Annotated in this window: 13 protein-coding genes and 1 riboswitch; of the genes, 9 read left to right on the plus strand and 4 right to left on the minus strand. The window is 66.6% G+C overall.

Going from position 1 to position 12,723, the window contains the following annotated elements; all coding sequences use genetic code 11:
* The first annotated feature begins 130 nt into the window (after positions 1–130).
* From BGO62_RS03800 to BGO62_RS03810, 3 genes are read left to right on the plus strand one after another with little or no spacing between them, the layout of a single operon-like run.
* Positions 131–454, plus strand: coding sequence for a hypothetical protein (locus tag BGO62_RS03800; RefSeq protein ID WP_296639470.1), 324 nt, complete (start codon positions 131–133; stop codon positions 452–454).
* Positions 455–467: 13 nt separating this feature from the next.
* Positions 468–1,319, plus strand: a complete 852-nt coding sequence (locus tag BGO62_RS03805; protein WP_296639472.1) for a DUF692 domain-containing protein — start codon at positions 468–470, stop codon at positions 1,317–1,319.
* The gene (locus BGO62_RS03810; protein ID WP_296639475.1) at positions 1,294–2,055 is read left to right on the plus strand and encodes a putative DNA-binding domain-containing protein; all 762 of its coding nucleotides are present in this window, start codon (positions 1,294–1,296) and stop codon (positions 2,053–2,055) included. Before BGO62_RS03805 ends, BGO62_RS03810 begins: the two co-directional genes overlap by 26 nt.
* A gap of 53 nt (positions 2,056–2,108) precedes the next feature.
* Here BGO62_RS03810 and BGO62_RS03815 read toward each other — a convergent pair whose 3' ends face one another.
* Complete coding sequence (locus BGO62_RS03815) at positions 2,109–2,567, minus strand: copper chaperone PCu(A)C (RefSeq protein ID WP_296639476.1); 459 nt, start codon at positions 2,565–2,567, stop codon at positions 2,109–2,111.
* 13 nt (positions 2,568–2,580) lie between these two features.
* On the minus strand, positions 2,581–4,875 hold the full coding sequence (locus tag BGO62_RS03820) for a TonB-dependent receptor (RefSeq protein ID WP_296639478.1): 2,295 nt from the start codon (positions 4,873–4,875) through the stop codon (positions 2,581–2,583).
* A 224-nt stretch (positions 4,876–5,099) separates the two neighbouring features.
* Between BGO62_RS03820 and BGO62_RS03825 the strand changes: the two genes are divergently transcribed.
* The 3 genes from BGO62_RS03825 (at position 5,100) to BGO62_RS03835 (ending at position 7,642) form a co-directional block, all read left to right on the plus strand.
* Positions 5,100–6,356, plus strand: coding sequence for an ATP-binding protein (locus BGO62_RS03825; protein ID WP_296639480.1), 1,257 nt, complete (start codon positions 5,100–5,102; stop codon positions 6,354–6,356).
* Positions 6,353–6,889, plus strand: a complete 537-nt coding sequence (locus BGO62_RS03830) for a response regulator (protein ID WP_296639483.1) — start codon at positions 6,353–6,355, stop codon at positions 6,887–6,889. Before BGO62_RS03825 ends, BGO62_RS03830 begins: the two co-directional genes overlap by 4 nt.
* Before the next feature lie 69 nt (positions 6,890–6,958).
* The gene (locus tag BGO62_RS03835; RefSeq protein WP_296639484.1) at positions 6,959–7,642 is read left to right on the plus strand and encodes a tellurite resistance TerB family protein; all 684 of its coding nucleotides are present in this window, start codon (positions 6,959–6,961) and stop codon (positions 7,640–7,642) included.
* Between the two features lie 4 nt (positions 7,643–7,646).
* Here the strand turns inward: BGO62_RS03835 and BGO62_RS03840 are convergent, their stop codons facing one another.
* Both BGO62_RS03840 and thiC read right to left on the minus strand, forming a co-directional pair.
* Complete coding sequence (locus tag BGO62_RS03840) at positions 7,647–8,477, minus strand: undecaprenyl-diphosphate phosphatase (protein WP_296639485.1); 831 nt, start codon at positions 8,475–8,477, stop codon at positions 7,647–7,649.
* Positions 8,478–8,543: 66 nt separating this feature from the next.
* A complete protein-coding gene (thiC, locus tag BGO62_RS03845; protein ID WP_296639487.1) occupies positions 8,544–10,502 on the minus strand; it encodes a phosphomethylpyrimidine synthase ThiC in 1,959 nt (652 codons plus the stop codon).
* 121 nt (positions 10,503–10,623) lie between these two features.
* A riboswitch (TPP riboswitch) is annotated at positions 10,624–10,730 on the minus strand.
* A 72-nt stretch (positions 10,731–10,802) separates the two neighbouring features.
* Between thiC and BGO62_RS03850 the strand changes: the two genes are divergently transcribed.
* The 3 genes from BGO62_RS03850 to BGO62_RS03860 form a co-directional block, all read left to right on the plus strand.
* The gene (locus tag BGO62_RS03850) at positions 10,803–11,456 is read left to right on the plus strand and encodes a protein-L-isoaspartate O-methyltransferase (RefSeq protein WP_296639489.1); all 654 of its coding nucleotides are present in this window, start codon (positions 10,803–10,805) and stop codon (positions 11,454–11,456) included.
* A 3-nt stretch (positions 11,457–11,459) separates the two neighbouring features.
* Complete coding sequence (locus BGO62_RS03855; RefSeq protein WP_296639490.1) at positions 11,460–11,777, plus strand: rhodanese-like domain-containing protein; 318 nt, start codon at positions 11,460–11,462, stop codon at positions 11,775–11,777.
* 27 nt (positions 11,778–11,804) lie between these two features.
* Positions 11,805–12,723: TolC family protein (locus BGO62_RS03860; RefSeq protein ID WP_296639492.1), on the plus strand; the 919-nt coding region annotated here is incomplete at its 3' end.

Below are 12,723 nucleotides of genomic sequence, written 5' to 3' on the forward strand. Positions count from 1 at the left end.
ATTTGAAGCCTTATTTAGAGAGAACATCATGTCCAGCAAAAAACCCCTGATTTCCGTCGCTGTTGGTTCCGCGTTTGCCGCCGCCCTGGGGGCAGCGCCGATCGTTTCCGCGGCCGAGAATCCTTTCGCCATGCAGTCCCTGGACAAGGGCTACATGCTTGCTCAAGCCGGGAAAATGGGTGAAGGCAAGTGCGGTGCCGGCAAGTGCGGCGCCGCCATGATGAACGCCGGCAAGGGTGAGAAAAGCTGCAAGGCCGATGCCAATCAGGACGGCAAGGTCAGCAAGGAGGAGTTCACCAAGCACCATGAAGCCATGTTCGCCATGAAGGATGCCAACAAGGACGGCTTCATCGACAAGGATGAAATGGCCAAGATGATGGACGGCAAATGCGACGGCATGAAGGCGGGGGAAGGGAAATGCGGCGCGGGCAAGTGCGGCGCCATGATGAAATAACCATGCTCCTGCCATGAATTCCCTGCGCCTTGCCGGCGCGGGGCTGGGCTTCCGGCGCGAGCTTGTTGCCGCGCTGAAAACCCAGGTTCCCGCTGCCATCGATTTCTTCGAACTCGCCCCGGAAAACTGGATCGACCTGGGTGGCGCGCATGGCCGCGACTTGCGCTGCTTTACCGAACGCTATCCGTTCGTCTGTCACGGCCTGTCGCTGTCGCTCGGCGGCCCGACCCCGCTCGACGAGCTGCTGCTGCATAAAACGCGGCAGTTCATGGATGCGCACGGCATCCAGCTGTATACCGAACACCTGTCGTACTGCTCGGACGACGGGCACCTGTACGACCTGCTGCCGATCCCCTTCACGGAGGAGGCGGTGAAATACGTCGCCGCACGCATCCGCCGCGCGCAGGACATCCTGGAACGCCGCATCGCCATCGAGAACGCGTCGTTCTATGTTGCCGCGCCGATCGCCGACATGGACGAGGCGAGCTTCATCCGCGCGGTCCTGCTCGAAGCCGACTGCGACCTGCATCTGGACGTCAACAACGTCTATGTCAACAGCGTCAACCACCGCTACGACCCGGTCGAATTCATCCGCGCCCTGCCCGCCGGGCGGATCGTCTACATGCACATGGCGGGACATTACCGGGAAGCGGACGACCTGCTGATCGACACCCACGGCGCCGCCGTGATCGACCCGGTATGGGCGCTGCTCGATGAAACCTACCGCATCCACGGCGTCGCCCCCACGCTGCTGGAACGCGATTTCAACATTCCGCCGCTGGCCGAACTGACGCGCGAGGTCGAACGCATCGCCCGCATCCAGGCCGCGCACCAGGCCCATGAGCGAACCGTCCGCGCTTCCTGAATTCCAGCGCTATCAGCTCGCCTTCGCCGCGCACATCCGCGACCCGCAGGCGCATCCGCGACCGGCCGGCGTCGCAGCGCGGCGCATGAAGGTTTACAACGCAATCCTGTTCAACAACGTCGAGAGTTTCCTGCTTTCCTGCTTTCCGGTGCTGCGGCAGGTGCTCGGCGCCCGCAAATGGACCCGGCTGGTGCGCGCCTTCTTCAGCACGCACCGCAGCCGCACGCCCTACTTCCGCCAGATCCCGGACGAGTTTGTGCAGTTCCTGCAGAACGAATGGACCCCGGCGCAAGACTATCCGCCTTTCACCCTGGCGCTGGCCCATTACGAATGGATCGAACTGGTGCTGTCGGTATCGAATCGCAGCATCGCCTGCGGCGTCGATGCGCAGGGCGATCTGCTCGACGGCGTCCCGGTGCTGAATCCGGTGCTGGCCAACCTGCGCTACGACTGGCCGGTGCAGCGGATCGCGCCGCGCCGCAAGATTCAGCCTGCCGAAACCTGGCTGCTGGTGTTCCGCGACGCGGCCGACCGGGTGCAGTTCAGCGAGATCAACGCGTTCACCGCGCGCCTGCTGACCCTGCTGGAGCCCGGCACGCTGAGCGGGCGTGCCGCGCTGGCAAGCCTCGCCGCGGAAAGCCGCCATCCCGACCCTGCGCTCATCCTGCAGGCCGGCGCAGCGTTATTGGCGGACCTGCGCGCACGCGGCGTCATTCTGGGAACCCGCGCGGCCTGATCCGGCGTGCCGGGCTTCGGGCCGAACGCCCTGCGGCGCCGCCCCGCGCAGCCTCAGTGATGCCGATGCGCCGCGCCGCCGCCCATGCGGGCGGCGCGCGCGACCGCATTCACCTCCACCGTCTGCCGCTTGCCGCCGGACTCCACCACCAGGGTGAGCGGAATGATGTCGCCGGCCGCAATCGGTTTTTCCAGGTTCATCAGCATGATGTGGAAGCCGCCGGGCTTGAGCGTGACGGTCTTGCCTTGCGGCAGGTCGATCGCCTTCACTTCGCGCATGCGCATCACGCCGCCGTCCATTTTCATTTCGTGCACTTCCACCCGCGGCACCGCCTGGCTGGATGCGCCGACCAGGCGCGCATCGGCATCGGCCCGGAGCTGCATGTAGGCGCCGCTGACCGGCTGCCCCGGCATGGTGGCGCGCACCCACGCGTCGGTCACGCCGATATTGACGGCCCAGGCGGGCAGGCTGGCGGCGCTGGCCAGGAATGCGGCGGCGACAAGCGCTTTCATCGATTGCTCCTCTTCAGAACCGGTAATTCAAGGCAGTGTAGATCGAACGGCCCATGCCGGGAACCGGGGTGCCCCATTGCGGCACGGTCTGCACGGGGTTCGCGGTCATCGTCGTGCCCTGGCCGAGATAGGCGCCGCCGAGCGGATGGTAGTAGAGCCGGTCGAGCACGTTCTCCACGCCGAAATCGACGCGCACCTTCTTCCACGCATGGCTGCCGCGCAGGTTGAGAAGCGCGTAGCCGGGGGTTTTCATTTCGTTGCGCGTCTCGGACACGTCGTCCTTGCGGCTCACCATCACCAGTTCGGCGGCATTGTTCCAGCCGCCCCGCTTCTGGGTCAGCGTGAGCTTGGCGTTGAGCGGCATGATGTTGTAGAGCCCGTCGCCGGTGTCGCGGTTCTCGCCGCGGGTGTAGCTCAACAGCCCCTTGAGCCCGAACTCGCCCATGCCGTTCTTCGCCAGCGGCATCCTGCCCGACAGGTCGACGCCGTAGAGGCGCGCCGACTGGTTGACGAACTTGAGCACCGTGTACTGGCCGGTCTGCAGCGCCGCACGCGGCGCGTTGGTCGCAGCATCCCACTGCACCGCGTCGACGTAGTCGGTGACGTAGGTGTAGTAGGGGGTGGCCTTGAATTCCCAGCTGCGGTCGGCCGCATGCCAGTCGAAGGTGGCGGACACGGTGTTGGCTTTTTCCGGCTCCAGGTTAAGGTTGCCGATGTAGCCGTTGCCGTCGCCGGCCCAGTTGACCATCAGCGCCGCCATCTGCCAGGTGGACCAGGTGTAGCGTTCGTGCAGGTTGGGCGAGCGCGTCTTGTGGGCGAAGCCGAACTCGATGTCGCGCGTGGCGTCGGGCGTATAGCGCGCCAGCACGGTCATGTCCCAGTTGTTGTCGGTCTTCGAGTGATCCTGGGCGTTGAAAGCGGCGCTGTCGCGCAACTGGTTGCCCGAGTCCGGGGCAACCGTCTTGTAGCCATGCACGTCCCCGGCGTCCGTGCTCACCCGCTCGAAGCGCACGCCGGCGAGCGTCATCCACTGCGCGCTGTGCTGCTTCTCCCACTCACCGAACAGCGCCGCACGGTCGCGCTCGCCGTCGTTGACGTTGATGAAGGTGTTGGGCCACATGCCGGAGCCGGAAGCCGGCCACCAATCGTCGAGCCGGTAGCGCTGGTATTCGGCGCCGACGCGCAGCAGATCCTGCGGCGTCAGGTCGATGCTGGCCCTGACGACGGCCCCGGTGTTGGTGCTCGCCGTTTGCATCGGCATGCCGGCGGCGCAGCCGGGACCGATCGCACCACAAGGCGATCCATCCCAGGTTGGAGTCATGTTTTTGTACCAGTACTTCTTGTCGGCGCCGAAGTCCATGAAGTGCTTGACGTCCTCGTGATAGACGCGCGCCTCCAGCTTGCCCCAGGCGAGATCGCCGAGGTAGCGCAGGTTCACCCGCTTCTGGTCGTTGCCGAGCATGTCCATGCGCTGGTTCGGCCACAGCTGCTCGGGCAGATCCTGCAGGCCGAACTTGGCCTCGAAGAGATGGCTGCCGCCGCGGAACGCCAGCCCCAGCGTGTGGTTGCGGGTGTCGTAGGCGGTCGAGCCGACTTCGTCAGCCGGCAGGGTGTGGCCCGGGCGGCCGGTGAAGCCGGCGGGCGTTCCCGCGACGAAGAGCCTGTCCTTGAAGTTGCCGCCGGCGTCGTAGTTGTCGGACTGCGCGATGGCACCGCTGTAGGAAAGGTTGAATTGTTCGGTCGCGTAGGTGGCCGCGAGGTTGCCGCCGCGGGCGTTGCCGTTGCTGCGGTAGTAGGCGCCGGCTTCGCCCTTGACGAGGCTGCCCTGGCCCGGCGCGGCGAACTCGGGAGCGGCGGATTCCGCGACGATCGAGCCGCCGATGCTGTCGCCGCCGACGCTCACCGGCGCGATGCCGGCGTAGACCCTGAGTGACTCGACCTGCGACGGATCGAGGTAGGACAGCGCCGGGTTCATGTGGTTGGGACAGGCCGCAATCAGATCCATGCCGTCGACCTTGATGCGCAGGCGGTCGTCCGCCAGGCCGTGGATCGCAGGCAGGCTGGACACGCCGCCGCCGCCGTACAGGCTCACCCCGGGGGCGTCCCTGAGCAGGCTCGCCGTGTCGCTGGACGTTGCGCGCAGCGTCGGCAGGCTCTCGATCTCGGCGGCGAAGGGCGCGGCCCCCTCCCGCGTGCCCGACACCTCGACGGCAGGCAGCGCCGTTTCAGCGGCGCTGGCGCCGACAGGCAGCAGGCTGGCGGCAATCAGGACAGACAGCAGGCGGGGGGCAAAAACAGGACACGGCATGTCGATCACGCTCCGAAAGAGGACAAAAGGGACTCAATTGTCCTATTCAAGGCGCGTCCGAGGAATGTGGCATATCGCCGCAGGGCACGCGCCATGCGGGAAATGCCGCCGCACGGACAGCAGTGCAGGGGTCGATACGCCATGGCCCGCGGCGAGCTGCCCGCGCAACCGGACAAATTGTCGCACCCCACGGCGTATCGCAATGCGCGGATTACAATGCCGCCATGCCGTCCGCAACCGATTTCACGCTGTCGTCCACGCTGCCCGCGCATGCCCTGCTGGGGCGGCTGCTGGCGGTGCGCGTATCGCTGCTCGCCGGCTGGGCCGCGGGCATCGCCTGGCTGCACTGGGGCAGCCACATTCCGGTGCCGCTCCTGCCGATAGGCTCGGTGCTGGCGCTGATAGGGCTGTTCGTTGTGGCCACCGCGTGGCGGCTGCGGCAGGATATTCCCGCCACCCAGATGGAGTTTCTGGCGCATCTGCTGGCCGACCTTTCCCTGTTTGCGTTGCTGCTGTACTTCAGCGGCGGCGCCACCAATCCCTTCGTCTCGCTGATGCTGGTGCCGATCGTCATCGCCGCCATCAGCCTGCGTCCGCGCTGGGTATGGCTGCTGGCGGCGGTGGCGGCTGGTTTCTATACGCTGTTGCTGTTTTTTTACCAGCCGCTGGAGATCTCCGATCCGGTTGCGGCCCACGGCATGCATCTCGGCGGCATGTGGTTCAATTTCCTCGTCAGCGCGAGCCTGATCGCATTTTTCGTCACCCGCATGCACGCCGGATTGCGCGCGCGCGACCAGGAGCTGTCCGCCCTGCGCGAAAAGCAGCTGCGCGACGAACGCATCGTTGCGCTCGGCACCCAGGCGGCGCTGGCGGCGCACGAACTCGCCACCCCGCTCGCCACCATCCAGACCACCGCGCACGAACTCGCCAGCGAGTTCGCCAACGACCCCGACATCGGCAACGACTGCCGCCTGCTCGAACGGCAGGCGCAGGCATGCAAGCGCATCCTTACCCAGCTCGCCGCCCGCGCGCAGGACAGCACGCCGGCGGCGCAGCCGCTCGACGCCTGGCTCGCCGCGCTGATCGAGCGCTGGCAAGTGCTGCGCCCGGACGCGCAGCTGCTGGGCGCGCCGCCCTCCATCGGCCGCATTTTCAGCCCGCCCGACGGGCTCGAACAGGCGATCCTGAATGTGCTGAACAATGCGGCCGACGCCTCGCCCGACGCGGTCGAGTTCAGCGCAGAAACCGACGGCGGCGTGCTGGTGATCGAGATCGCCGACCGCGGCCCCGGCTTTTCCCCCGAACACAAGGCGCAGGCCGGGCGCGTGCAGTTCAGCAACAAGCCGGGGCGCGGCTGGGGCATGGGGCTGGCGCTCACCCACGCCACGCTGGAACGGCTGGGCGGAGCGCTCATCCTCGCCGAGCGCGATGGCGGCGGCACCCGCGTGCGCATCACGCTACCCTGGGATCAAACGACATGAGCATGAAACTTCTGATCGTCGAGGACGATGCCGATTTTGCCGCCGCCTTGTCGCGCGCCATGGGCAAGCGCGGCTTCAACGTCGCCCTGGCGCACGATGCCATTGCCGCCGAGGCCGCCGCGGAAGCGTTCGCCCCCAGCCATGCGATCGTCGATCTGAAACTGCCCGGCGACTCGGGGCTGAAAGTCGTTTCGCAGCTAGCCGCGCGCACCCCCGCCCCCGCCATCGTCGTGCTCACCGGCTATGCCAGCATCGCCACCGCGGTCGCGGCGGTACGGCTGGGCGCCCGGCATTACCTGGCCAAGCCGGCGGATGCCGACGAAATCCTCGCCGCGCTGCTGCGCGACCGGCCCGACGATGCGGCGCTGGAAGTCAGCCCCGAGCCGCTGTCGGTCGCCCGGCTGGAATGGGAGCACATCCAGAAAGTGCTGAACGAGCACGACGGCAATATCTCGGCCACCGCGCGCGCCCTGAAAATGCACCGCCGCACCCTGCAGCGGAAACTCGACAAGCGGCCACCCAGGGCTGACTGAAGCGCGCGCGGAACTTCGCGCCGCCGCGGCCGGTCTGGCAACGACACTGTCGTGTTGAGACCTGCCGCCATGAATGCAAAAAACCTGCTCGACCAATTGCTGAGCTCCGGCCAGTCCATGCTGTCGGAAACCCTGGGCAGCCGTGCCGATACGGGCGCGCCCGCCAGGCCCGGCTACGCCAACTTCGGCACTGGCATGCTCGCCGGCGGCGTGCTGGGACTGCTGCTGGGCGACAAGCGGGTGCGCAAATTCGGCGGCAAGGCCCTGGCCTACGGCGGCGCCGCGGCGCTCGGCGCGCTGGCGTTCCGCGCCTACAGCGACTGGCAGCGGGGCAAGTCCGCGCCGGGCGCAGCGGGCGCCGCGCCCACGCAATTCCTGCCGGCGCCGGCATCGGAAGACCACAGCCGCGCGGTGCTGAAGGCGCTGATCGCCGCCGCCAAGTCGGACGGCCATATCGACGCCCGCGAGCGCGGCCTGATCGAAGACAAGCTTGCCGCGCTGGCCGACGACCCCGCGCTGCGCAGCTGGATCGACGCCGAAGTGGCGCGCCCGCTCGACCCGGCCGACGTGGCCGCCGCCGCCGGATCGATGGAAGTCGCGAGCGAGATGTACCTAGTGAGCGTGCTCGCGGTGGATACCGAAAGCTTTATGGAACGCGCCTACCTCGACGCACTGGCGGCGCAGCTGACGCTGCCTGCCGAACTCAAGGCGCAGTTGGAAACCGAGGCGAAGCGGGCGCTCGCCGCGGCCTGAGTCCTCAGTGGCCGGCGCCCCAGTCGACCACCCCGAAATAGGCGGTGGCCAGCACCACCCCGCCGAACACGATGCGGTACCAGGCGAACAGAGTGTAGTCGTGGCGGCTGACGAACTTGATCAGCGTGCGCACGGCGATCAGGGCGCTGACGAACGCCGCCGTCCCGCCGACCATGAACAGCGGGACGTCGTGCACGTCGAACAGGCGCCAGTTCTTGTAAAGGTCGTACGCCGTGGCGGCGAACATGGTGGGGATGGCGAGGAAGAACGAAAATTCCGCCGCCGCCTTGCGTGACAGTCCGAGAAACAGCCCGCCAATGATGGTTGCGCCCGAACGCGAGGTGCCGGGGATCATCGCCAGCGCCTGCGCGAAGCCCACCGCCAGCGCGCGGCGCCAGTCGAGGTCGTCCACCGTCGGCGTGCTGACGGCGTGCCTGCGGCGCTCCGCCCACAGGATCAGCACCCCGCCGATCACCAGCGCCGACGCCACCACGATCGGGTTGAACAGATAGCCCTTGATCTCCTTGTAGAACAGGAAGCCCAGCACCGCCGCCGGCAGAAAGCCCGCCATCAGGTTGACCGCCAGCCGCCGCGAGGCCGGCTCGCTGTGCAGCGTCGCCGCCACGTGCGAGAGCCTCATCCGGTATTCCCACACCACCGCAAATATCGCCGCCAGCTGGATCGCGATCATGAACACCTTCGCCTTCTCGCCGTTGAAACCGAGCAGCTGCCCCGCCAGGATCAGGTGCCCGGTGCTGGAGATCGGCAGGAATTCGGTGACGCCTTCGACCAGGCCGAGGATGAGGGCGTGCAGCAGCAGGACGGGGTCGATCATGGCGACGTTTCAGGCATAAAAAAGGCGCGCCAACGGGGCGCGCCTGCGGATTATACGCGGGACGGATTACACCTTGCGGTAGACCTCGGCGCCCTGCTTGACGAATTCCACCGCCTTCACCTCCATGCCCTTGGCCAGCGCGGCGGCCTCGTCGAGGCCCTCCTTCGCCGCGTATTCGCGCACGTCCTGGGTGATCTTCATCGAGCAGAAGTGCGGCCCGCACATCGAGCAGAAGTGGGCGACCTTGGCCGATTCCTTGGGCAGCGTCTCGTCGTGGAAGGACTTCGCCTTGTCGGGGTCGAGGCCGAGGTTGAACTGGTCGTCCCACCTGAATTCGAAGCGCGCCTTGGAGAGCGCGTTGTCGCGGATCTGCGCGCCGGGGTGGCCCTTCGCCAGATCCGCCGCATGCGCGGCAAGCTTGTAGGTGATGATGCCTTCCTTCACATCGTCCTTGTCCGGCAGGCCGAGGTGCTCCTTCGGCGTCACGTAGCACAGCATCGCGGTGCCGTACCAGCCGATCATCGCGGCGCCGATACCGGAGGTGATGTGGTCGTAGCCGGGGGCGATGTCGGTGGTCAGGGGGCCGAGGGTGTAGAACGGCGCCTCGGAACAGGACTCGAGCTGGATATCCATGTTCTCCTTGATCAGCTGCATCGGCACGTGGCCAGGGCCCTCGATCATCACCTGCACGTCGTGCTTCCACGCCACCTGGGTGAGCTCGCCGAGCGTCTTCAGTTCGGAGAGTTGCGCCTCGTCGTTGGCGTCGTAGATCGAGCCGGGACGCAGGCCGTCGCCCAGCGAGAAGGCGACATCGTAGGCCTTCATGATCTCGCAGATCTCCTCGAAGTGGGTGTAGAGGAAGCTCTCCTTGTGGTGCGCGAGGCACCACTTGGCCATGATCGAGCCGCCGCGGGAAACGATCCCGGTCATGCGGTTCGCGGTCATCGGCACGTAACGCAACAGCACGCCGGCGTGGATCGTGAAGTAGTCGACGCCCTGCTCGGCCTGCTCGATGAGCGTGTCGCGGAACATCTCCCAGGTCAGCTCCTCGGCCTTGCCGTCGACCTTCTCCAGCGCCTGGTAGATCGGCACGGTTCCAATCGGTACGGGCGAGTTGCGGATGATCCACTCGCGCGTCTCGTGGATGTTCTTGCCGGTGGAGAGATCCATCACGGTGTCGCCGCCCCAGCGGATCGCCCAGGTCATTTTTTCGACCTCTTCCTGGATGCTGGAGCCCAAAGCCGAGTTGCCGATGTTGGCGTTGATCTTCACCAGGAAATTGCGGCCGATGATCATCGGCTCGGATTCCGGGTGGTTGATGTTGTTGGGGATGATGGCGCGGCCGCGCGCGACCTCATCACGCACGAATTCGGGGGTGATCTCGTTCTGCAGCAGCGCGCCGAAGTTCTGCCCCGGATGCTGGCGGTTCATCAGCGCGGCGAGCTTCGCCCCCTGCGGACCGGAGGCGCGCAGGGATTCCAGGTAGGCGGCGCGGTTGTTGTTCTCGCGGATGGCGATGAACTCCATCTCCGGCGTGACGATGCCCTGCCGCGCGTAATGCATCTGCGAAACGTTCATCCCGGCCTTGGCGCGGCGCGGGGTGCGGGCGAGGCCGGGGAAGCGCATCGCGGCAAGCGCCGGGTTGGCCGCCTGCTGGCGGCCGTATTCGGAGGAGAGGTCGCCCAGTACCTCGGTGTCGCCGCGCGACTCGATCCAGCGCGTGCGCAGCGCCGGCAGGCCGGTGCGGATGTCGATTTTCGCGGCCGGGTCGGTGTAGGGGCCGGAGCAGTCGTAGACGAAGATCGGCGGGTTGGGCTCGGAGCGGGCGGCACCGGAGCCGGATTCGCCGCTGAACATCAGCGGCGTGTCGGCCTGGCTGATTTCGCGCATCGGCACACGGATGTCGGGCTGGCTGCCCTCGACGTAGATCTTGCGCGAATTGGGCAGGGGCTGCACCGCGGCCTCATCGACGTGGGCAGTGGCAGCGAGGAATTGGGCTGCTTGATTGGGTATGGCGGCGTTCATGTGGCGCTCCGGAAAACAGGAGGCGTCCGATCGGCCTCGCTGGAATGGCAATGGAGGCTGTGGATCAGCCTCGCTAAATTCAATGCAGGAGGCTGTGAATCAGCCTCGCTGGTTCAACGCAGAGGCTGTAAGTCAGCCTCCCTACGGCGGTCTCAACCGCATCAGGTTCGAAGGGTATGTCTCACTCCATCCGCGGCAACATCCGGCTGGAGACCCCTGGCAAGCGGCTCAAGGTAGCCGAAATGTGGAATAATTGCAAGGCAAGACCCCATCTAACTTATTGATATTCAAGGGTACCGCATGGACATGGAACAGGCGCGCTACAACATGGTGGAGCAGCAGATCCGCCCCTGGGATGTGCTGGATCAGGATGTGCTCGACCTCTTGTTCAAGGTGCGCCGCGAGGACTTCGTGCCGCAGGCGCACCGCGCCCTCGCCTTCGTCGACATGGAAATTCCGCTTGGCCACGGCCAGGCGATGTGGACGCCCAAGCTGGAAGCGCGCGCCATCCAGGAACTGGCGATCCGCGCCACCGACCGCGTGCTGGAAATCGGCACCGGCAGCGGCTACCTCACCGCCTTGCTGGCGGCCGAAGCCGCCGCGGTGGTGTCGGTAGACATCGTGCCGGAATTCACCGCCGCCGCGACGCAGAAGCTGCACGCGCACGGCTTCGGCAACGTCACGCTGCATACCGGCGACGCCGCCCGCGACTGGCCCGACGAAGCCGGTTTCGACGTGATCGTGCTGACCGGCTCGACCCCGCTGCTGGCGGACGCCTTCCGCCGCCGCCTCCGGGTCGGCGGGCGGCTGTTCGCGATTGTCGGGGAGGCGCCCGTCATGCAAGCGCAGCTCATCACCTGCACCGCGCCCGGCGCCACCCGCAGCGTGACCCTGTTCGAAACCTGCGTGGCGCCCCTGCAAAACGCGCCGCATCCGGCAGCTTTCGTATTCTGAGTCATGCGCCAGTTGCGCCCCGCCGAACTTGCCGCCTACCTGCAGGCCGAACACGCGCCGGTGCTGCTCGACGTGCGCGAGCCATGGGAATGGAACCTGTGCCATTTGCCCGGCGCCATCCTGATCCCGATGCATGAGCTGCCCGCGCGCCTGCAGGAACTGGACAAAGACGCCGAAACCGTGCTCATCTGCCATCACGGCGTGCGCAGCTTTCACGCCGCCCGCTATCTGGAAACGCTGGGCTTCGGCAACGTGGTCAACCTGTCGGGCGGCGTCGCCGCCTGGGCCGACGAGGTCGATCCGGCCATGCCGCGCTACTGACCCCCACCATCAAGAACTGGACCCGACATGCAATTCAAACCCCTGTTTCTTGCCCTGACGCTGGCACTGGCACCCGCCGCCCACGCAGCGAATCTGTCCGACGTCTTCCGCGACGCGCAGGCCTACGACGCCCAATACGCCGCCGCCCGCGCCGCCTGGCAGGCCGGCCAGGAAAAGGCCGCGCAGGGCCGCGCCGGCCTGCTGCCCAACGTCAACCTGGGCGGCAACCTGCGCTACAACAATGTGGATTCCAGCCTCACCGGCGGCGACGCCGATTTCGCCTCCAACGGCCTGTCGGTCAACGCCGCGCAGCCGCTGTACCGCCGGCAGAACCAGGTGCTGTACGAACAGTCCAAGGGGCAGGTGAAAATCGCCGGAATGCAGTTCCAGGTGGCCGAACAGGATCTGATCCTGCGCGTCGCGCAGGCCTATTTCGACGTGCTGCAGTCGCAGGACAACATCGACTTCATCAATGCGCAAAAGGCCGCCATCACCGAACAGCTGGCCGCCGCCAAGCGCAACTTCGAAGTCGGCACCGCCACCATCACCGACACCCACGAAGCGCAGGCGCGCTACGACCTCGCGGTGGCGCAGGAGATCGCCGAACAGAACAACCTCAATATCCGCCTGCGCACCCTGGAAAAGCTGGTCGGCAAGCCGGCCGGCGCGCTCGACGCACTGATCGAGCCGGCGCAGCTGAAAGCCGAATCCGGTAACATCGACGACTGGGCCGCGCGCGCCGCCGACAGCAACCTGCAGGCCGAGATCCAGCGCATCGCCAAGGCCATCGCCGACCAGGAAGTCGAGCGCAACCGCGCCGGCCACTACCCCACGCTCGATGCGGTGGCAGGCTACACCGTCAACAACAATCAGAATTTCGGCACCACGCAGGTGGACACCCGCATCGCCAGCATCGGGCTGGAACTCAACCTGCCGATCTACCAGG

It is taken from the genome of Thiobacillus sp. 65-1402, assembly GCF_001897685.1.
In the GTDB taxonomy this organism is placed as follows: Bacteria; Pseudomonadota; Gammaproteobacteria; order Burkholderiales; family Thiobacillaceae; genus Thiobacillus.